Source organism: Pseudomonas sp. GW821-FHT04C07, from assembly GCF_059420325.1.
This window is the reverse complement of sequence record NZ_JBWKTM010000013.1, coordinates 47,166-66,083: the sequence shown is the minus strand read 5'-3', so window position 1 is coordinate 66,083 and position 18,918 is coordinate 47,166. Positions and strand designations below refer to the sequence as shown.

The 18,918-nt window shown below is 58.1% G+C and carries 20 protein-coding genes and 1 tRNA gene; 6 read left to right on the top strand and 15 right to left on the bottom strand.

Annotation, left to right across the window (positions count from 1 at the left end; all coding sequences use genetic code 11):
* Positions 1–11: 11 nt before the first annotated feature.
* The 5 genes from AC07UI_RS22310 to dapA form a co-directional block, all read right to left on the bottom strand.
* Positions 12–101 (bottom strand) — tRNA-Ser (locus AC07UI_RS22310).
* A gap of 83 nt (positions 102–184) precedes the next feature.
* Positions 185–895 (bottom strand): phosphoribosylaminoimidazolesuccinocarboxamide synthase, encoded by a 711-nt coding sequence (gene purC, locus AC07UI_RS22305; RefSeq protein WP_419115063.1) that lies wholly within the window; start codon positions 893–895, stop codon positions 185–187.
* A 49-nt stretch (positions 896–944) separates the two neighbouring features.
* Positions 945–1,703, bottom strand: a complete 759-nt coding sequence (locus AC07UI_RS22300; RefSeq protein WP_494994547.1) for an MBL fold metallo-hydrolase — start codon at positions 1,701–1,703, stop codon at positions 945–947.
* 4 nt (positions 1,704–1,707) lie between these two features.
* Positions 1,708–2,823 (bottom strand): NlpB/DapX family lipoprotein, encoded by a 1,116-nt coding sequence (gene bamC, locus AC07UI_RS22295; protein ID WP_494994546.1) that lies wholly within the window; start codon positions 2,821–2,823, stop codon positions 1,708–1,710.
* Between the two features lie 17 nt (positions 2,824–2,840).
* A complete protein-coding gene (gene dapA / locus AC07UI_RS22290; protein WP_419115066.1) occupies positions 2,841–3,719 on the bottom strand; it encodes a 4-hydroxy-tetrahydrodipicolinate synthase in 879 nt (292 codons plus the stop codon).
* A gap of 328 nt (positions 3,720–4,047) precedes the next feature.
* Between dapA and AC07UI_RS22285 the strand changes: the two genes are divergently transcribed.
* Complete coding sequence (locus AC07UI_RS22285) at positions 4,048–4,608, top strand: glycine cleavage system transcriptional repressor (protein ID WP_419115067.1); 561 nt, start codon at positions 4,048–4,050, stop codon at positions 4,606–4,608.
* A 10-nt stretch (positions 4,609–4,618) separates the two neighbouring features.
* Complete coding sequence (locus tag AC07UI_RS22280) at positions 4,619–5,092, top strand: peroxiredoxin (protein WP_494994545.1); 474 nt, start codon at positions 4,619–4,621, stop codon at positions 5,090–5,092.
* A gap of 49 nt (positions 5,093–5,141) precedes the next feature.
* Here the strand turns inward: AC07UI_RS22280 and AC07UI_RS22275 are convergent, their stop codons facing one another.
* On the bottom strand, positions 5,142–6,212 hold the full coding sequence (locus AC07UI_RS22275) for an AI-2E family transporter (RefSeq protein WP_494994544.1): 1,071 nt from the start codon (positions 6,210–6,212) through the stop codon (positions 5,142–5,144).
* Between the two features lie 31 nt (positions 6,213–6,243).
* Entirely contained in the window at positions 6,244–6,483 is a 240-nt protein-coding gene (locus AC07UI_RS22270; RefSeq protein WP_494994543.1) for a sulfurtransferase TusA family protein, read from the bottom strand.
* 97 nt (positions 6,484–6,580) lie between these two features.
* Between AC07UI_RS22270 and AC07UI_RS22265 the strand changes: the two genes are divergently transcribed.
* On the top strand, positions 6,581–8,014 hold the full coding sequence (locus AC07UI_RS22265; protein ID WP_494994542.1) for a M48 family metalloprotease: 1,434 nt from the start codon (positions 6,581–6,583) through the stop codon (positions 8,012–8,014).
* A 76-nt stretch (positions 8,015–8,090) separates the two neighbouring features.
* Here AC07UI_RS22265 and AC07UI_RS22260 read toward each other — a convergent pair whose 3' ends face one another.
* The 4 genes from AC07UI_RS22260 to rpoE all read right to left on the bottom strand — a co-directional run bounded on the left by AC07UI_RS22260 (position 8,091) and on the right by rpoE (position 11,935).
* Entirely contained in the window at positions 8,091–9,521 is a 1,431-nt protein-coding gene (locus AC07UI_RS22260) for a DegQ family serine endoprotease (protein WP_494994541.1), read from the bottom strand.
* Positions 9,522–9,765: 244 nt separating this feature from the next.
* Positions 9,766–10,725, bottom strand: a complete 960-nt coding sequence (locus tag AC07UI_RS22255; protein ID WP_494994540.1) for a MucB/RseB C-terminal domain-containing protein — start codon at positions 10,723–10,725, stop codon at positions 9,766–9,768.
* Positions 10,726–10,733: 8 nt separating this feature from the next.
* A complete protein-coding gene (locus AC07UI_RS22250) occupies positions 10,734–11,321 on the bottom strand; it encodes a sigma-E factor negative regulatory protein (RefSeq protein WP_494994539.1) in 588 nt (195 codons plus the stop codon).
* Between the two features lie 35 nt (positions 11,322–11,356).
* Entirely contained in the window at positions 11,357–11,935 is a 579-nt protein-coding gene (gene rpoE, locus AC07UI_RS22245) for an RNA polymerase sigma factor RpoE/AlgU (protein WP_494994538.1), read from the bottom strand.
* 568 nt (positions 11,936–12,503) lie between these two features.
* Between rpoE and nadB the strand changes: the two genes are divergently transcribed.
* Positions 12,504–14,120, top strand: a complete 1,617-nt coding sequence (gene nadB, locus AC07UI_RS22240) for an L-aspartate oxidase (protein ID WP_494994537.1) — start codon at positions 12,504–12,506, stop codon at positions 14,118–14,120.
* Here nadB and AC07UI_RS22235 read toward each other — a convergent pair.
* Together AC07UI_RS22235 and AC07UI_RS22230 are read right to left on the bottom strand one after the other, a co-directional pair.
* Positions 14,089–14,541, bottom strand: a complete 453-nt coding sequence (locus tag AC07UI_RS22235) for a protein YgfX (RefSeq protein ID WP_494994536.1) — start codon at positions 14,539–14,541, stop codon at positions 14,089–14,091. The two genes, nadB and AC07UI_RS22235, sit on opposite strands and share 32 nt — an antisense overlap.
* Positions 14,525–14,779, bottom strand: a complete 255-nt coding sequence (locus tag AC07UI_RS22230; RefSeq protein ID WP_494994535.1) for an FAD assembly factor SdhE — start codon at positions 14,777–14,779, stop codon at positions 14,525–14,527. The genes AC07UI_RS22235 and AC07UI_RS22230 overlap by 17 nt, the downstream gene beginning before the upstream one ends.
* A 149-nt stretch (positions 14,780–14,928) precedes the next feature.
* On the opposite strand from AC07UI_RS22230, the gene ygfZ reads away from it, so the two are divergent.
* On the top strand, positions 14,929–15,870 hold the full coding sequence (gene ygfZ, locus AC07UI_RS22225) for a CAF17-like 4Fe-4S cluster assembly/insertion protein YgfZ (protein WP_494994534.1): 942 nt from the start codon (positions 14,929–14,931) through the stop codon (positions 15,868–15,870).
* A gap of 37 nt (positions 15,871–15,907) precedes the next feature.
* Positions 15,908–16,729, top strand: coding sequence for an HDOD domain-containing protein (locus AC07UI_RS22220; protein ID WP_494994533.1), 822 nt, complete (start codon positions 15,908–15,910; stop codon positions 16,727–16,729).
* A gap of 66 nt (positions 16,730–16,795) precedes the next feature.
* On the opposite strand, the gene AC07UI_RS22215 is transcribed toward AC07UI_RS22220, so the two are convergent.
* Both AC07UI_RS22215 and AC07UI_RS22210 read right to left on the bottom strand, forming a co-directional pair.
* The gene (locus AC07UI_RS22215; RefSeq protein ID WP_494994532.1) at positions 16,796–18,181 is read right to left on the bottom strand and encodes a sensor histidine kinase; all 1,386 of its coding nucleotides are present in this window, start codon (positions 18,179–18,181) and stop codon (positions 16,796–16,798) included.
* The gene (locus AC07UI_RS22210; protein ID WP_494994531.1) at positions 18,174–18,845 is read right to left on the bottom strand and encodes a response regulator; all 672 of its coding nucleotides are present in this window, start codon (positions 18,843–18,845) and stop codon (positions 18,174–18,176) included. Before AC07UI_RS22210 ends, AC07UI_RS22215 begins: the two co-directional genes overlap by 8 nt.
* Between the last annotated feature and the right edge of the window lie 73 nt (positions 18,846–18,918).

Below are 18,918 nucleotides of genomic sequence, written 5' to 3'. Positions count from 1 at the left end.
TTTTCAAATAATGGCGGAGAGATAGGGATTCGAACCCTAGGTACCGGTGAAGGTACAACGGATTTCGAATCCGTCCCATTCGGCCACTCTGGCATCTCTCCAACGGCGCGCATCATAACAGCACAGTTACTGGAAGCGAAGCCCCCAAGCAAAATTTTTCCGTGCTATCAGATGCTTGCGTCGATTAAAGCGGTACGCCGAGACGCTTGGCAACTTCTTCGTAGGCTTCGATGACGTCACCGAGGCCTTGACGGAAGCGGTCTTTGTCCATTTTCTTGCCGGTGGCTTTGTCCCACAGACGGCAACCGTCCGGGCTGAATTCGTCACCGAGGACGATTTCGCCGTGGAACACGCCGAATTCGAGTTTGAAGTCGACCAGCAGCAGGCCAGCATCGTCAAACAGCTTGCTCAGGACTTCGTTGACCTTGAGCGACAGCTCTTTCATGCGAACCAGTTGCTCGGCCTTGCCCCAACCGAACGCCACGACGTGGGATTCGTTGATGAACGGGTCGCCCTTGGCGTCGTCCTTGAGGAACAGTTCGAAGGTGTAAGGCTCAAGCTTGAGGCCTTCTTCGACGCCCAGGCGCTTGACCAGGCTGCCGGCTGCGTAGTTACGCACGACGCACTCGACCGGGATCATGTCGAGCTTCTTCACCAGGCATTCGTTGTCGCCCAACAGTTTGTCGAATTGGGTCGGCACGCCGGCTTCTTCGAGTTTCTGCATGATGAAGGCGTTGAACTTGTTGTTCACCATGCCTTTGCGGTCGAGCTGCTCGATGCGCTTGCCGTCGAACGCCGAAGTGTCGTTGCGAAACAGCAGGATCAAACGGTCAGCGTCATCGGTCTTGTAAACCGATTTGGCTTTGCCGCGGTAGAGTTCTTCACGTTTTTCCATGATGGGCTCCGCTTGCTAAGTAGGTGGGCTAGGCGCCCCGTTTGGGACACTAGGCGATATGCCGCCAGTCGAGCCCTGAATCTTGATCGGCCAACTGCAGCCAGTCCGGGTCGCACCCGAGGGTGTCGACAAAACATTGCCGGGCCAGCTGCGGCAGGTTGTTCTTGCTGCTGAGATGGGCCAGCACCAAATGCTGCAAATCTTGCCATCCCAACTCGTCCACCAGGCGTGCGGCCTGATGGTTGTTCAAATGTCCCATTTCTCCGCCCACCCGCTGCTTGAGAAAGTACGGGTAGTGGCCTCGAGCGAGCATATCGCGGCAATGGTTAGCCTCGATCATCAACGCATCCAGATCGCGATAGCCGTCGAGCACAGTGGCGCAGTACGAGCCCAGATCGGTCAACAGACCGAAACGCCGGTGACCATCACTGAAGACGAATTGCGTCGGCTCCTGCGCATCGTGGGATACGGAGATCACGCTGATACTCAAGGCACCAACCTGAAATTGCTCGCCACCCGCCACGAAGCCCGTCGGCTCAACAGGTTTGCGCATCCCGCGCAACGTACCGCGACTGAGGTAGACCGGTAGATTGTAGCGCCGAGACAGTAAACCCACGCCATGCACGTGGTCGGCATGTTCGTGGGTTACCAGTATGGCGCTCAGCTGCGTTGGGTTGACACCCAGGCGCAGCAGGCGCCGCTCGGTTTCGCGCAAGGAGAAACCACAATCCACCAGAACGTACGTCTCATCACTGGCTATCAGCGTGCCATTTCCTTGGCTACCACTGCCGAGAACGGCGAAACGCATCTGATCAGCCCAGGTTGTCCTGAATCACGCTCAACACTTTGCGCGCCACTTCAGCCGGCGCAACGGTATTGATGTTTTTCTCGACGGTGACTTGTACGGTGTCGCCAACCTTGCTCAGGCGAACCTGATAACGCTCGGCGCGGGCTTCGACTTCTTCTTTGGCGGGTTTGCTGCCAAACAGCTTGCCGAAGAAACCTGGTTCGTCGTTTTTCTTCTCGGCTTTTTCAGCGAGGTTGATGTAGTACAGGCCCAGGCTGCGGTTGATGTCTTCAACACGCCATTCGCCATGTTCCAGCGCACGACCGACACTCGACCAGGCGCGATCGAGGTCTTCGCCGAGGTTGAGCACCACGTTACCACTACCGTCTTCGGTGAGGCTGACGCGGTTAGGCGTATCGAAATCACGCGCGGCCAACAACGATACCGAACCACCCTTCTCGGAGCTGCGGCTCATGCTGGCAAGCATTTCGTCGACCAGTGCGGCGTCCAGACCGGTATTGACCGAACGGCTGGTGAAATCCGCATTGGTCGTGCTGCCGGCTGGACGCTCGGCACTGACCACATAGACCTCACTGGTGTTGCGCTGCACGCCCGGCTCGATACGAACCCGCACACGGGTTTCGCTGCCGGATGCCACTCCGGCACTGCTCAGGCGTTTGGCCATCGAGGCGGAAAGCTCGTCGGAATGCTGCCAGGCGGTGGTGAACTCGCCGGTTTTCGGACGCTGTTCATCGAGACGGAAACCGTTATCCTGGAAGAACTGCACGGCCACTGGCCAGACTTCAGCGGGTGGACGCTGGGCCATGACCCAGCGCGAGTCAGCGCTTTTCTGCAAGCTGTAGTCGCTGGCCTCGGCCACAGCCGACAACGGCTGTGGACGCGGTACTACGTATTCGCCCTTGGTGGTGTCGTCGGCCACGTTACGCGGGATCGGCAACAGCGGGTCGAAACGCTTGGAAGTGCTGACATTCGGCGGCAATTGCATTGGCGCAGTTTGTTTCGACTCCAGATAATCGCTACCGCGGTCACGGAAGTAGCCTTCCGAGCCCCAAAGCCAGCCACAGCCACTGGTGCTGGAAATAATCAAGGCAAGTGCGGAAAGTCCGGCCAATCGCTTCATGCGTAGTACTTCCTCAATTAAACCAATACGCCGGACTGGCGCATGGCCTGTCGCAGCGGTTCGTGACAGGCAGCACTGAGCCAGGTGAGCGGCAGACGGATACCGTCCGGCATCAGGCCCATCTCGTGCAGGGCCCATTTCACGGGAATAGGGTTGGATTCGATAAACAGGGTTTTATTGAGTGGCATCAGCTTTTCGTGGATCGCACGGGCAGTCACGGCATCGCCACGCATCGCAGCGGCGCACAGATCGCTCATGGCACGCGGGGCAACGTTGGCGGTTACCGAGATGTTGCCTTTGCCGCCGAGCAGCATCAGCTCGACCGCGGTCGCGTCGTCACCGGAGTACACCAGGAAGTCGCTGCTCACGCCGGCCAGGATGTCCTTGGCGCGTTGCAGATCACCGGTGGCTTCTTTGATGCCGATGATATTTGGCACGGTAGACAGGCGGATCACCGTCTCGGCCAGCATGTCGCACGCAGTACGGCCCGGCACGTTATAGAGAATCTGCGGGATATCGACCGCTTCGGCGATGGTGCGGAAGTGCTGATACAAACCTTCTTGCGTCGGTTTGTTGTAGTAAGGCGTTACCAGCAGGCACGCGTCGGCGCCAGCGTTCTTCGCATTGGTAGTCAGTTCGATCGCTTCGCGCGTCGAATTGGCGCCTGTGCCGGCGATTACCGGGATACGCCCTGCAACTTGAGCTACCACGCGACGAATCACTTCGATGTGTTCGTTCACATCAAGGGTGGCCGACTCACCTGTAGTGCCGACCGCCACGATGGCGTTGGTGCCCTCTTGCAGGTGGAAGTCCACCAGTTTGCTCAGACTGTCCCAATCGAGACGACCCTGTGCATCCATGGGTGTGACCAGTGCCACCATACTGCCCGCAATCATGCAACCGCTCCTGCCGGAAAAAGAGAACGGTAATGGTACTGGCGCCAAGATGCTTGTACAAGCGAAGTACTACGCTCGCGCCATTCCCCTGAGCGATGGTTTTCGCTACCCTTCAGACTTTGATCGGTACTGATAAGCTTGTACGCCGGGTTCCAGCCTCCCTTTTCGGCATCCGAAGCCCTCGATTCCCCGTTGCCACCCCTCGCTCTCGTCTCACTGGAGCTCGTCGCAACCTCTGGATTCAGGGTTTCTGAATTCGTATCCGGACGCTCGCCCCCAGTACTCGAGCCCGTAAAGTATCGACCGCTCATCGTATTAGGAATGCTGCATGTCCACCCCCACAGTCCGCGAACAATTCCTTGTCATCAGTGCCCTCGGCGCCAACCCCATGGAGCTGACTAACGTCCTGTGCCGCGCCAGCCATGAAAATCGCTGCGCCGTGGTGACCTCCCGCCTGACTCGCCATGGCGAATGCAGCGCGTTGGTCCTGCAGATTTCAGGCAGCTGGGACGCCCTGGCGCGCCTGGAAGCCGGCTTGCCCTCTCTTGCCAAGAAGCACGCTTTCACCGTTAACGTAGTGCGTAGCGCTGCGCTGGAAAATCGTCCCGAGGCATTGCCTTATGTGGCGTATGTCAGTTCGGCCTATCGCTCGGATATCGTCAACGAGCTGTGCCAGTTCTTCATCGACCATCACGTCGAGCTGGAAAACCTGACCTGCGACACCTACCAGGCCCCGCAAACCGGCGGCACCATGCTTAACGCAACGTTCACCGTGACCTTGCCGGCCGGCGTGCAGATCAGCTGGCTACGCGACCAGTTCCTGGATTTTGCCGACGCGCTGAACCTCGATGCGCTGATCGAACCGTGGCGCCCTCAGAACCCAATGTAAGGAAACTTTCATGGCCGTTGCTATCGACCAACCCGTTGCTGACTTCGAAGCGCCTGCCACCAGCGGGCAAACCGTCAGCCTCGCAGGACTCAAAGGCAAACAAGTGGTGATCTACTTCTACCCGAAGGACAGCACACCCGGCTGCACCACTGAAGGTCAGGGTTTTCGTGATCAGTACCCCGAGTTCAAGGCTGCCAACACCGAAGTGTTCGGCGTGTCCCGCGACAGCTTGAAGTCCCACGAGAACTTCAAGTGCAAGCAGGAGTTTACGTTCGAACTGATCTGCGACAAGGACGAGGCCCTCTGCCAGCTGTTCGACGTGATCAAACTGAAAAAGCTCTACGGCAAAGAGTACATGGGCGTAGACCGCAGCACTTTCCTGATCGACAAGGATGGCGTCCTGCGTCAGGAGTGGCGCGGCGTGAAAGTACCCGGCCATGTGGATGCCGTGCTGGCTGCAGCCCAGACCCTCAACAAGATCTGATCCTGTTTAAGCGATGGGCTGTCCGCCAGGACGCCATCGCGGGCAAATCCTAGAGCAAGGGCGCTACAACCGGCTCCTTGCTCGGCCAGGCATCCAGCACCGCCTTGAACAGGGTAGCCAGCGGAATTGCGAAGAAAATCCCCCAGAAGCCCCACAACCCGCCAAACAACAGCACCGCACAGATGATCGCCACCGGATGCAGGTTGACCGCCCCCGAAAACAGCAGCGGCACCAGCACGTTGCCGTCCAGCGTCTGAATAATCCCGTACACCGCCATCAGATAAATGAACTGATCGCTCCAGCCCCACTGGAACAGCGCAATCAGCATCACCGGCACGGTCACTACTACCGCGCCGACGTAGGGCACCACGACCGAAATCCCGACCAACAGCGCGAGCAATGCCGCATAGTTCAGACCCAGCGTCACAAAGGCAATGTAAGTAATGCCGCCGCAAATAAAGATTTCGATAACCTTGCCGCGAATGTAATTGGCGATCTGACGATTCATTTCCTGCGCAACCCGGGTGATCAACGCTCGCTCGCGGGGCAGATAGCCACGAACCCATTGCCCGATCATTTCCCGGTCCTTGAGGAAGAAAAACACCAGGATCGGCACCAGAACCAGGTAGATCATGATGTTGACCAGCAACGGCAGACTGGACAGCGAGAACGTCAGCGCCCATTGACCGAACTTGCCAATCTCACCGCGTGCCACTTCGATGGCCTGCAACACCTGCTCGTCGGACACCAGATGCGGATAACGCTCCGGCAGCAGCAATAGCAGTGATTGCCACTTGGCGAGCATGCCCGGTAACTCGTTGAACAAGGTGATCAACTGATGCCAGAGCAACGGCACGACCACCACGATGAACACCAGCAGCACGCCCATGAACAAGGCGAACACCGTACCCACCGCTGCCCCGCCGGGCAAACTCAGGCGTTCAAGCGTGCTGACCAGCCCTTGCATCAGGTAGGCCAGCACCATACCCGCCAACACCGGCGCCAGCATGCCACCCAAGGTCAGTACTGCAGTAAAAGCCAGAAACAAGAGAACGGCCAGGACCACGGCCTCCTCATCGGAAAAGTAGCGCTGAATCCAGTCGCGTAACACTTTGAACATCAATGATCCTTATAAATGAGCGCTGCAGGTTTCAGGCTTTACGCAGCCAATAGCGATAGACGCCGTCGTCATCTTCTTCTCGAAGCAGCGTATGACCTGCCAAACGGGCAAAGGTGCGGAAATCGCGCTGGGAACCTGCGTCAGTAGCAATCACCTTGAGCACCGCACCGCTGGCCAGGCGATTGAGTTCCAGCTTGGCCTTGAGCAATGGCAACGGGCAGTTCAAGCCGCTGGCATCAAGTTCGGCGTCGTGCGTTAAAGCGTCGGTCATTACTTTGCTCCTGACAGGCATTCAAGCCGCCTAGAATATCTGGTCCCAAGCCAAGTGTCCGGCTACAGTAGGCTCTTTGTCGACTAAGGCTTTGTGCATGACCTTTTTGCGCCCTACCCTGCTGACGCTCGCCTGCCTGCTCGCCTCACCAGGCTTCGCCGACGACCTGCCGTCACTCGGTGACGCCAGCTCTGCCATCGTCTCACCGCAACAGGAGCACCAATTGGGCCGTGCCTGGCTGGCGCTGTTGCGCAGCCAGGTGTCGCAGCTCAACGACCCGCAACTCAAGGACTACGTCGAGTCCAGCGTCTATAAACTGGTGGAAACCAGCCAGGTCAATGACCGGCGTCTGGAGTTCATTCTGATCAATAGCCCGCAACTCAACGCCTTTGCGGCGCCGGGCGGGATCGTAGGGGTCAACGGCGGGCTATTTCTCAATGCCCAGACCGAAGGCGAATATGCGTCGGTGCTGGCTCACGAATTGGCTCACTTGTCGCAACGCCACTTTGCTCGCGGCGTAGAAGCCCAGCAACGCCTGCAAGTGCCAATGATGGCAGCCTTGCTGGCCGGGATCGTGATCGCGGCCGCCGGTGCCGGTGATGCCGGGATTGCGACTATCGCCGGTACCCAGGCTGCGGCGGTTCAGGAACAGCGACGCTTCTCGCGCCAGAACGAACAGGAAGCCGACCGCATTGGCATTCTCAACCTGGAAAAAGCCGGTTACGACCCGCGCTCCATGCCAACCATGTTCGAAAGGCTCATGCGCCAGTACCGCTTCGATGCCAAACCGCCGGAATTCCTGCTGACTCACCCGGTCACCGAATCGCGGATCGCCGATACCCGCAACCGTGCTGAACAATCCAAACCAGGCGGCACCGAAGACAGCCTGCGCTATCAATTGATTCGCGCACGGGTCCAGTTGAACTACGAAGGAACCCCGGGGCTGGGCGCCAAACGCTTCCGTGCTCAACTCGATGAAAACCCGAACAATGAGGTGGCCCGCTACGGCCTGGCGATCGCCCAGATCAAAGGCAGTCAGTTCAATGAGGCACGAGAGAACCTCAAACAACTGCTGGCCAAATCACCGAACGACATCACCTATAACCTGGCGCAGATTGACCTGGACATCACCAACAACCGCCTGCCAGATGCACAATCACGAGTCGATCGGATGCTCAAGCAGTATCCGGGCAACTATCCGCTGAACCAAGTGCGTGTTGAATTGCTGCTCAAGCAGAACCACCCCGCTGACGCCGAAAAAGCGCTCGAGGCTCTGCTCAAGACCCGTCCGGACGATCCGGATGTCTGGTACATGGTGGCGGAAACCCGCGGGCTATCTGGCAACATCATTGGCCTGCATCAAGCCCGTGCCGAATACTTCGCGCTGGTCGGCGATTACCGGCAGGCGATTCAGCAACTCGACTTTGCCAAACGCCGCGCTGGCACCAACTTCCCCCTGTCCTCAAGAATCGATGCCCGACAAAGGGAGCTGATGGACCAGGAGCAAATGATCAAAGACATGATGCGCTGACCTTTATCCCGCCCACAAAAAAAACCCGTCTCTTTCGAGACGGGCTTTTTAATGCCGCGAATAACCGGTTACCCGGTTATTCAGCCAGTTTGAAGGTAATGAAGCTGGCACGACCTTGACGTAGAACCCGCATCGACACCGAACGATTCTTCGGCAGCGCCTTGGCGATCTCGGTAAATTCCTTGGCCGAACCAATTGCCTGGTTATTCAAGTGAGTAATCACGTCGCCCGGCTGCAAGCCGATCAAGGCGGCAGGACCATCCTGAACTTCCTTGATGACTACACCACCCTTGAGGTCGTAGGTCTTCTTCTGCTCATCGGTCAGCTCAACCACGGCAACACCCAAACGGTTGCTGCTGCGCTCGACACCGGATTTAGGCAGGGCGTCCAACTCTTTACCTTCTTCAGGAATAGCGCCAACGGTCAGCTCGACGTTTTTGCGCTTGCCCTCACGGACGACTTCAAGCTTAGCCTTGGAGCCAGCCTTGAGTGCGCCCACCAGATGCGGCAGATCCGCAGACATGACAATCGGCTGATCATTCATGCTCAGGATCACGTCGCCCACTTGCAGGCCACCCTTGGCCGCCGGGCCGCCATCCTGGATCTGTGCCACCAGCGCACCGGCGGGCTTCTCCAGACCGAAGGACTCTGCCAGGTCTTTGTTCACTTCCTGGATCACCACCCCCAGCCAGCCACGGCTGACTTTGCCGCCGCTCTTCAGCTGATTGGAAACGTCCATCGCAACATCGATCGGGATAGCGAACGACACGCCCATGAAGCCGCCGGAACGGGTGAATATCTGCGAGTTGATCCCGACCACTTCACCGGCAAGGTTGAACAGCGGACCGCCGGAGTTACCCGGATTGATCGGCACGTCAGTCTGGATGAACGGCACATAGTTTTCGTTCGGCAGACTACGACCGATGGCGCTGACGATGCCTTGGGTCACAGTGTGATCAAAACCAAACGGCGAGCCGATAGCGACAACCCATTGCCCGGCTTTCAAGTCCTGGGATTTGCCCAGCTTCAGAACCGGTAGATCCTTGCCTTCGATCTTCAGCAGCGCCACATCGGAACGCGGATCAGTGCCGATCAACTTGGCTTTCAACTCACTGCGATCAGCCAGCCGCACGACGATTTCATCCGCATCGGCGATCACATGGTTGTTGGTCAGGATGTAGCCGTCAGGCGAGATAATGAAACCCGAACCCAGCGATCGGGCTTCGCGCTGACGATCACCACGTGGCGAACGCGGCTGCGGCATGCCGTGCTCGAAGAACTCGCGCAACATCGGTGGCAAGCCTTCCAGATCAGGCATTTGAGCCGAATCGGAGACCTTGCGATCAGGGAGTTTTTGGGTGGTGCTGATATTCACCACCGCGGGCGAAGCTTGTTCGACCAGCTGCGTGAAGTCAGGAAGCTCAGCCGCCTGGGCGGCGACCGTCTGACCCAGCAACAACACAGTGGCGACAATGGATAGATAAGACTTCAAACGTGGTATCGACATACGGCTCCCGTTACAACGAGCATGGTTAAGCGATATGGAGCAAGAAACACCGGGAAAATATACGCCGGTACTTTTGTTCCGGGAACAACAAACAAGGCCAGAGCCGAGGACTCTGACCTATAGAAAAATTCTGGATTCTTTGCAAGTTGAAATACTCACCAAATATTTCGACATCTCAATTGTGGAGTAGACATTGCTGAACTCTTGCACAACCAAACGCTTTGATGAGCATTACTTCAGCCGCTCACTGCTTGGACGCAGTGGCATCGGTGCGCATGGAAAGCGCAATCCGCTCAGCGGTGCCGATCGGTATCTCGCCAACCACCGTCACCATCACCTCACCCTCCGGCGTGGTCAGTCGTCGCGAAACCGCAACGGTCGGGCCTAGCTGAGTTCGGGTATCGGTGACTACCGCACCGTTGAGTGGCTCAAGGAACACCGAGAATCGTGCCAGGCCATCGTCATACATCAGACTATTGACCAGTATCTTCGTGTCCGGATCCTTGCGGGCAGCGCTGCTGGTCAATTCGAATCCTGGTGGCAACCAGTCTGAATGCCAAGCCTGCGCAGTCTTCACTGCCGAAGCCTTGTCGCTGTCGAGAACCACAGGCTTGCACTCGGCACTGGCTTGCAGCTCGCCGTCCTTGGGCACATCACCAGTATTGAGCTGGGTAAACTGGAACCGCTCAAGCAATTGCCCTTTGTCATTCAACAGCAATGACTTCAACGGCAAGCCTGTTTCACGGTCCAGATGGAGTTCGAAACCATACCGATGCTGATCACGAGGAGTCAGCGAAACTATGACTGCCGGTCGACCGGCCACGCGCGACCTGCCAATAACGGCAAGGTCATACCAATTCTTGAGCTTTTGTGGATCAAGTGCACGAGCGGTAGAGTTGGGAGCATCTCCAAGCCCTGCTATCAGTGTGCCACTGACGCATTGAGTATGCCCATCAATGCGCACGACCTCCTGAGCTGAGCCGTCGAGCTGAATCAAACGCTCGAGGACCTTGCCATCCTGGACGCGGTGCCAGATGTGATGGGAAGAAAAACTACCGTTACGCTCGTAAACGAAAGTACCGTGAAAGCTTTGCTGTTGCTCGGCCTGCCCCAGACGGGTCAACCAGTCCTGGGCTTCATCGGCATGGGCTGGAACAATGAACCAGCCACCAAGCAGAAGCGTAAGTAGAGGTATGGCGCGCATGATCCTCCTTAGCGGTTTTCCAGGCTTGCCGCACGGGCATAAGGCAGAGCGCTTTCAGTGCCTTTCAGTGCAGCTTGTTGAGCATGTTGACGCAAGTAGCCTGGCAGACGCTGATCATGCCAGCCTGGCTGACCTTGCAGCACACCATTGGTCATAGGACCAGCGGCTTCCGAGCTCTCACTATAGCCTGCCAACACCGCTGGTCCCTTAATTTGCGGAACAGCCAGACCTGGTTGAGTCGATTGCTGAGCCAATTCGACTCCCGCAATCTCATCGTGGTTATACAGGCGTACACCCGCCAGCACGGCAACCGTCACCGAAGCGGCAACAGCCAGACGACCCAGGCTGCGCCATGGACCACGAGTCGCTTTTACCGGTACGGTTTCATCTGCCAGAGCCGCAGAAACTGCTGCAGCGATGTCCAGACGAGGGAGCAACAAGTCCTTGTGCATCGCTGCCCGAGCGATTTGGTAACGAGCCCAGGTGTCGCGGGTTTCAACATCGTCAAATGCATTCAATACCCGACGTAATTCCAGTTCGTCCGCTTCGTTATCCATCACTGCGGACAGCGATTCCTGCAGGGCTTCACGACTCATGGCGGTTCCTCTCTTGGCTATCGCCGCTGTCTCGGTTATTCCTGCAACAACGGCTGCAGGGCTTTATCGATGGCTTCCCGAGCACGGAAAATCCGGGAACGCACGGTACCCACCGGACACTGCATGACGCTCGCAATGTCCTCGTAACTCAGACCATCGAATTCACGTAAAGTTAACGCCGTACGTAAATCTTCTGGCAGTTGCTGAATGGTTCGATGGACGGTGCCTTCGATCTCATCGCGCAGTAATGCACGCTCCGGCGACTCGAGATCCTTGAGGCCATGATCGCCGTCGTAGAACTCCGCATCTTCAGAACTGACATCGCTATCCGGCGGCCGACGGCCGCGTGAAACCAGATAGTTCTTCGCCGTGTTGATGGCGATACGGTACAGCCACGTATAAAACGCACTGTCGCCACGAAAATTGCCAAGTGCACGATAAGCCTTGATAAAAGCTTCTTGTGCGACATCCTGGGCTTCATGGGTGTCGTGCACGAAACGCACGATCAACCCGAGAATTTTGTGCTGGTATTTCAGCACTAGCAGATCGAAAGCTCGCTTGTCGCCGCGTTGAACGCGCTCTACAAGCTGCTGATCCTCTTCCTGGGTTAGCATGAACACTCCTCGTTAAACTCGGAGGAGGCTTGCATTACCAAACGATCTAGCCTGCAAACATAGACTCGGGTTTTTCGCAAAAGTTCTCCCCCTCCAAGCAAGTTTCCTGCGTGCTCTGATTTGGCACGCACGAAAAGCGCAGCTCGGGCAATGCCGGCCGCGCGAATAATCCTGTCGTCGAAACCACCTGCAAAGACCGGTACACAAATCCGGCATAGCTCCGACACTCTCCCCCTCCTTCGGGCAACCTACTATTGAGCCTGCCCACCCGGCAAAAGTTCCACATTTTTATAGCTGCGCATAACGAACATTGTGCAACCGTGACGAGAAAAACACCGCTTCGTCCTCGATATGGTCGTCTATTCGTCGATTTACCGGAAAATCAACCGACACACCGTCAGTCTGATGACAGTCTTTTCAGTCACAGTAGTTTCACAATGCCACGAAGGCCCGACTATTGTGCCGATCCCCCCCTCTATATACTAGTGGGCTGTATGGCTGCCTAGACTCGCCGATCCAGGTGTCTTGCGCCAACCCCGACCCGGGTCGCTTTGAGCGGAATCCTGAAATGAGCCAACAGTTTCAACACGATGTACTGGTAATAGGTAGCGGCGCTGCCGGCTTGAGCCTTGCGCTGACCTTGCCCGGTCATCTGCGCATTGCCGTACTGAGCAAAGGCGACCTCGCCAATGGCTCGACATTCTGGGCCCAGGGCGGCGTTGCTGCCGTGCTGGATGACACCGACACCGTTGAGTCCCATGTCGATGACACGCTCAATGCTGGCGGCGGCCTGTGCCATGAAGACGCCGTACGCTTTACTGTCGAGCATAGCCGAGAGGCGATTCAATGGCTGATCGATCAGGGCGTGCCCTTCACCCGCGATGAACAGTCCGGCACCGAAGACGGTGGTTTCGAGTTCCACCTGACCCGCGAAGGCGGCCACAGTCATCGACGGATCATCCACGCCGCGGATGCCACTGGCGCGGCAATTTTCAAAACCTTGCTGGACCAGGCAAAACAACGGCCAAATATCGAACTGCTGGAACAACGAGTCGCAGTCGATCTGATCACTGAAAAGCGCCTGGGCCTTGGCGGCGACCGTTGCCTTGGTGCCTACGTGCTCAACCGCGGCACCGGCGAAGTCGACACCTTTGGCGCGCGCTTCACCATTCTCGCCTCCGGTGGCGCAGCAAAAGTCTATCTCTATACCAGCAACCCTGACGGCGCCTGCGGTGATGGCATCGCAATGGCCTGGCGCTCGGGTTGCCGGGTGGCAAATCTGGAATTCAATCAGTTCCACCCCACCTGCCTCTATCACCCACAAGCCAAGAGCTTTCTGATTACCGAAGCCCTGCGCGGCGAAGGTGCGCACCTGAAGCTGCCGAACGGCGAACGCTTCATGCAGCGCTTCGACCCTCGAGCCGAACTGGCGCCGCGCGACATCGTCGCCCGCGCCATCGACCATGAGATGAAGCGTCTGGGCATCGATTGCGTATACCTGGATATCAGTCACAAGCCGCAAGCATTCATCAAGACCCACTTCCCGACCGTCTATGAGCGCTGCCTGGAATTTTCCATCGACATCACCAAGCAGCCGATCCCGGTTGTCCCGGCGGCGCACTACACCTGCGGCGGAGTGATGGTCGATCAACAAGGCCGCACCGATGTGCCGGGCCTGTACGCCATCGGCGAAACCAGCTTCACCGGCCTGCACGGGGCCAACCGCATGGCCAGCAACTCGCTGCTGGAGTGTTTTGTCTACGCCCGCTCGGCGGCCGCGGACATACTTGAGCAGTTGCCGAAAATCCAGGCGCCTCTGGCCCTGCCCGCCTGGGATGCCAGCCAGGTCACCGATTCCGATGAAGACGTGATCATTGCGCACAACTGGGATGAGTTGCGGCGCTTCATGTGGGACTACGTCGGTATCGTGCGCACCAACAAACGCCTGCAACGAGCGCAGCATCGTGTGCGTTTGCTGCTGGACGAGATTGACGAGTTCTACAGTAACTACAAGGTCAGCCGGGATCTGATCGAATTGCGCAACCTGGCTCAGGTTGCCGAATTGATGATCCGCTCAGCCATGGAGCGCAAGGAAAGCCGCGGCCTGCATTACACCCTCGACTACCCGAATATGCTGCCGGTTGCCCTCGACACTATTCTGGTGCCGCCCACCTACGCCGACTGAACTTGAGCCGAACCCGCAGGCGCCGGTGCACATCCGCCGCCTGCGAGTCATGCGGCACACAGATCGCCCGCACGCGCCGCTCACCGCGCAAACGAAAACGCAGCACGACGATCACTGGCAATGCCAGGCTGTCGGGCCGCAACTGTGCGGCCTGCCAGCCATGGGCGGCATTCCAGAGTTGCCAGCCATCGGCATTACGGCGCAAACCGGTAAACGAGGCGCGATGAGTCAATAAAATTTGCCGCGGTAGCGCCCACAGGCCATGGGCCAGGCACAGTACAACGCCGGGCAGACTCGCCCAGATCGGTATAGCGAGAAGAGATAGCGAACCCAGCGTGAGCAGCTGAGCCAGAAGATACGCCGCCAGCAATTGCCGTGAGGCATGCCAGCGGCATTCGAAATGATTACTTGGGCTGGACACGGTCCAGAATCATCCGGACCATGCGCTGCAACTCAGGATCTTGCGATTCGGTACGTTCCATGAACCAGCCGAACATGTCCTGATCTTCACACTCAAGCAACTTGCGATAGCATTCGCGGTCTTCAGCATTCAAATGCGGGTAGACCTCTTTCACGAATGGCACCAGCAACACGTCCAGCTCAAGCATGCCGCGGCGGCTATGCCAGTAGAGGCGATTGAGTTCAACATCTTCGACCATGGAGCGCTCCTCAAATAGAGCGCAAGTATACAGGGGGCGGCTGCGACGAACAGTCGGCTTTGGTCGGGCACTACCTATCCTTTGTAAACTACCCATTTCAAGGGAGCCCCCTTATGATGTCCCCCAGACTTTTTACCCTGTGATGACCCATGGCTGATTCCGCATTTTTCTGCATCTTGTCTCACGAAGGCGTTCTTGCCGTTCGTGGCCCGGACGCCAGCAAATTCCTTCAGGGGCAACTGACCTGCAACCTCAATTACCTGAGCGAAACCCAGGCCAGTCTCGGCGCACGCTGCACCCAGAAGGGCCGTATGCAATCGAGCTTTCGCATCCTGCTTGAAGGCGACGGCTGCCTGCTGGCGATGGCAACCGAGCTCCTGGAACCGCAACTGACGGACTTGAAAAAGTACGCCGTATTCTCCAAATCCAAACTAACCGACGACAGCGCATCCTGGGTTCGCTTCGGTCTCGGCCAGGCGGACGCCGCTCTGTCGGCCCTGGGTCTTGATCTGCCACAAGAAACCGACGCAGTGGCGCGTGGTAATGGTTTGATCGCGATTCGCGTGTCCCCCGACAGAGCCGAACTCTGGGCTGCTGCGGATCAAGCCCAAACCCTGCGTGGTCAATTGTCCGGGCAACTGGTCGAAGGCGATCTGAATCAGTGGTTGCTGGGGCAAGTTCGCGCCGGCATCGGCCAGGTCATGCCGAGCACCCGTGAGTTGTTCATTCCGCAAATGCTCAACCTGCAAGCCGTTGGCGGCGTGAGTTTCAAGAAAGGCTGCTACACCGGCCAGGAAATCGTCGCGCGCATGCAGTACCTGGGCAAGCTCAAGCGTCGTCTGTATCGACTGCAACTGGACGCGGCCGAGCTGCCTGAGCCCGGCACGCCGCTGTTTTCCCCAAGCCATGGCAGTTCCATCGGCGAAGTGGTCATCGCCGCCGGTGCCGGACAAAACGTTGAACTGCTGGCGGTGCTGCAAGCCGAAGCAGCAGAAGGTGGCATCATCCATCTTGGTGCCCTTGAAGGCCCCGCCCTGCAACTGCTCGATCTGCCTTACCAACTGGACCGTGATCGCGAAATCCAGCGTTAATTGCAGCACCTTTTTTGCAATACCCTAGAGAACAGAAATGAGCGAGCTGGCGGAAAAGGTCCAACAGGATTTGGTTGAGGCCATCGATAACGATGACCTGGTTCTGCCAACGTTACCGGAAGTGGCCCTCAGGATTCGCAAGGCCGCTGAAGACCCGGAAATCAGTGTCAGCACCCTGAGCAAAGTGATTGGCCGCGATACGGCGCTGTCTGCGCGCCTGATCAAAGTGGTCAACAGCCCTTTGCTGCGTGCAACCCAGGAAGTGACCGACCTGCATACGGCGATCACCCGGCTGGGCGTCAACTACAGCAGTAACCTCGCCATCGGCCTGGTCATGGAACAGATTTTCCATGCCCGCTCCGAAGTGGTGGCGCAGAAAATGCACGATGTCTGGCGCAAGAGCCTGGAAGTGGCCGGAGTCAGTTATGCCCTGTGCCGCAGCCATACTCAATTGAAGCCGGATCAGGCGGCCCTCGGCGGGCTGGTGCATCAGATCGGCGTACTGCCGATTCTGACCTACGCCGAAGATCACTATGAGTTGTTGTCGGACCCGGTCAGCCTCAACCATGTGATCGAGCGCATTCACCCGTTGCTCGGCGACAAGCTGCTCAGGGTCTGGGAGTTTCCCGAAATGCTGGTAAAGCTGCCGGGGCAATACCTCGACTTCAAGCGCCGTTCGGAGCGGGTTGATTATGTCGATCTAGTGCAGATTGCCACGCTGTATTGCCACAAAGACACCGATCACCCGCTCGCCAGAATCGATCCCCTCAGCGTCCCGGCCCTCAAAAGGCTGGGCATCGATCCCGAGAACAAAACGATGTGCAGCGATCTGGAAGAGTCGCGTTCAATGTTTTATTAAACCGGATTTTTGTATCAAGGCGGCTATTGCATCGCGGGCAAGGACTGACAGCACAAGCATTCAGCCTTACCCCGCGATAAAACTCACCCGCACCTTCAAGCCGGCCTGCGCGCCGTCGTGCAGGCTGATCTGCGCCAGGTGAGCGCGGCAGATTTCGCCAACAATCGCCAACCCCAAGCCGGAGCCCGCGACCTGCTGATTACGCCGATAGAAGCGCTCGAACACCCGATCACGCTCCTCAAGCGGGATCCCCGGTCCGTCGTCCTCGACTTCCAGCACGGCTGGAGCGGTGACCCGCAGGATCACGTTGCCACCTGATGGCGTGTGGGCCAGAGCGTTGTCCACCAGATTGCTCAATAGCTCATTCAACAGTGTTGGCTCGCCGCGCAGCCACACCGGCTCGTCGGCTTCCAGGGCCAACGCCACGCCGCGCGCATGAGCCAGTGGCGCCATGGCCATACCCAGTTCGCGGGCCAACTGACTGAGATCCAGCAATTGTGCGCCACCCTCGGCAATCGCTCGCGCACCGTTTTCAACGCGAGCCAGGGAAAGCAATTGATTGGCCAGATGAGTCAAACGATCAGTGCCTTGGGCGGCGCTCTCTAAAGTGTTTCGCCAGATTTCCGGCTCCTTGGCGCGCAGACCCAATTCAAGGCGTGCCTTTAGTGCCGCCAGCGGTGTGCGCAACTCATGGGCCGCATCGGCAATGAACTGCGCCTGACGCTCGAACTGCCCACGCAAACGCTCGGTAAAGTGATTGAGTGCCCGCACCAACGGCCACAGTTCCCGCTGCACCTGCACCAGTGGCAAGGACCGCAGATCATCCGACTGACGCTCTTCCACCGCCGTGCGCAAACGCTCCAACGGGCGCAAAGCCGCACTGACCGCAAACCACACCAGCAGCAGCGCGCCCATCGCCAGCAGGCCCAGCCGCAACAAGGTATCGGCCATCAGACTGCGAGCCATTCTGACTCGCGCCTCATCGGTTTCCGCCACACGAATTTCCGCCATGCCGTTCATGTTCGGATCACTGACGGGCTTGAGCAGGCTCACCACTCGCACGTTCTGCCCTTGATAGGTGGCATTGTAGAAGCGCGCCAGCGCCGGATAATCGTCGGTACGCGGCGTACCTGGCGGTGGACCTGGCAAGTTTTCGTAGCCGGAAATCAGCTTCTGATGAGTGTCATTGACCTGGTAGTAAATCCGCCCGGCGCTGTCATAAGCGAAGGTATCGAGGGCGACGTAAGGCACATCGGCACTCAGACCTCCATCGCGCTGGGACAGGCCGGCGGCGATAGTCCGAGCCGAGGCCAGCAAGGTCCGGTCATAAGCGGTGTCGGCAGCTTCCCGACCGTTCCAGTAAGCGCTCAAGCCGCTGGCCACCATCAACACCACCAGCAACAGCGCGAGGTTCCACAGTAACCGCCAACGCAGACTGCCGGGCTTATGCATCGCGGCTTTCCAACAAGTAGCCAAGCCCCCTGAAGGTCACGATTGCCACTGGCTGTCCATCGAGCTTCTTGCGCAAGCGGTGGACGTAGATTTCGATGGCGTCAGGGCTGGCTTCTTCGTCCAGACCAAACACCTGCGAAGCAAGCTGCTCCTTGCTCATCACCCGACCGGGCCTGGCGATCAGCGCCTCGAGCACCGCCTGTTCGCGGGAAGTCAGGGTGAGCAATTCATCGCCCAGGGTGAAGCGCCGCGTATCCAGGTCATACACCAGCACGCCGCAACGCTGCTGACGCTCGCCACCCAGCACACTGCGACGCAGCAGTGCCTTGACCCGCGCTTCAAGCTCCGTGAGTTCAAAGGGTTTTGCCAGGTAATCGTCGGCGCCGAGGTTGAGTCCATGAACCCGATCCTTGACGTCGCTGCGGGCGGTCAACATCAGCACCGGCAGGTTTTTCCCACGAGCGCGCAATCGCGCCAGCACCTCGAAACCGTCCATGCGCGGCAGGCCCACGTCGAGAACCGCCACCGCGTATTCCTCGCTGCTCAAGGCCAGGTCGGCGGCCACTCCATCGTGCAGCACATCGACGGTCAGACCGGTGCTTTTCAGCGCCTGGGCGACACTTTCGGCTAACTGAAGATGGTCTTCGACAAGAAGAACACGCATGGATCACTACCTCATTCAGGAACAGTCGACACCATTCTTTGGCGCGGAGTTTACAGCCGCACCCGCCGCTGTG

What these genes read in the sequence shown, in the direction of transcription:
- AC07UI_RS22215 (WP_494994532.1), bottom strand. Translation starts at nt 18,181, where the DNA reads ATGCATAAGCCCGGCAGTCTGCGTTGGCGGTTACTGTGGAACCTCGCG.
- AC07UI_RS22210 (WP_494994531.1), bottom strand. Translation starts at nt 18,845, where the DNA reads ATGCGTGTTCTTCTTGTCGAAGACCATCTTCAGTTAGCCGAAAGTGTC.
- AC07UI_RS22260 (WP_494994541.1), bottom strand. Translation starts at nt 9,521, where the DNA reads ATGTCGATACCACGTTTGAAGTCTTATCTATCCATTGTCGCCACTGTG.
- nadB (WP_494994537.1), top strand. Translation starts at nt 12,504, where the DNA reads ATGAGCCAACAGTTTCAACACGATGTACTGGTAATAGGTAGCGGCGCT.
- AC07UI_RS22270 (WP_494994543.1), bottom strand. Translation starts at nt 6,483, where the DNA reads ATGACCGACGCTTTAACGCACGACGCCGAACTTGATGCCAGCGGCTTG.
- purC (WP_419115063.1), bottom strand. Translation starts at nt 895, where the DNA reads ATGGAAAAACGTGAAGAACTCTACCGCGGCAAAGCCAAATCGGTTTAC.
- AC07UI_RS22285 (WP_419115067.1), top strand. Translation starts at nt 4,048, where the DNA reads ATGTCCACCCCCACAGTCCGCGAACAATTCCTTGTCATCAGTGCCCTC.
- bamC (WP_494994546.1), bottom strand. Translation starts at nt 2,823, where the DNA reads ATGAAGCGATTGGCCGGACTTTCCGCACTTGCCTTGATTATTTCCAGC.
- dapA (WP_419115066.1), bottom strand. Translation starts at nt 3,719, where the DNA reads ATGATTGCGGGCAGTATGGTGGCACTGGTCACACCCATGGATGCACAG.
- AC07UI_RS22300 (WP_494994547.1), bottom strand. Translation starts at nt 1,703, where the DNA reads ATGCGTTTCGCCGTTCTCGGCAGTGGTAGCCAAGGAAATGGCACGCTG.
- AC07UI_RS22265 (WP_494994542.1), top strand. Translation starts at nt 6,581, where the DNA reads ATGACCTTTTTGCGCCCTACCCTGCTGACGCTCGCCTGCCTGCTCGCC.
- ygfZ (WP_494994534.1), top strand. Translation starts at nt 14,929, where the DNA reads ATGGCTGATTCCGCATTTTTCTGCATCTTGTCTCACGAAGGCGTTCTT.
- AC07UI_RS22220 (WP_494994533.1), top strand. Translation starts at nt 15,908, where the DNA reads ATGAGCGAGCTGGCGGAAAAGGTCCAACAGGATTTGGTTGAGGCCATC.
- AC07UI_RS22250 (WP_494994539.1), bottom strand. Translation starts at nt 11,321, where the DNA reads ATGAGTCGTGAAGCCCTGCAGGAATCGCTGTCCGCAGTGATGGATAAC.
- AC07UI_RS22230 (WP_494994535.1), bottom strand. Translation starts at nt 14,779, where the DNA reads ATGGTCGAAGATGTTGAACTCAATCGCCTCTACTGGCATAGCCGCCGC.
- AC07UI_RS22275 (WP_494994544.1), bottom strand. Translation starts at nt 6,212, where the DNA reads ATGTTCAAAGTGTTACGCGACTGGATTCAGCGCTACTTTTCCGATGAG.
- AC07UI_RS22255 (WP_494994540.1), bottom strand. Translation starts at nt 10,725, where the DNA reads ATGCGCGCCATACCTCTACTTACGCTTCTGCTTGGTGGCTGGTTCATT.
- AC07UI_RS22280 (WP_494994545.1), top strand. Translation starts at nt 4,619, where the DNA reads ATGGCCGTTGCTATCGACCAACCCGTTGCTGACTTCGAAGCGCCTGCC.
- rpoE (WP_494994538.1), bottom strand. Translation starts at nt 11,935, where the DNA reads ATGCTAACCCAGGAAGAGGATCAGCAGCTTGTAGAGCGCGTTCAACGC.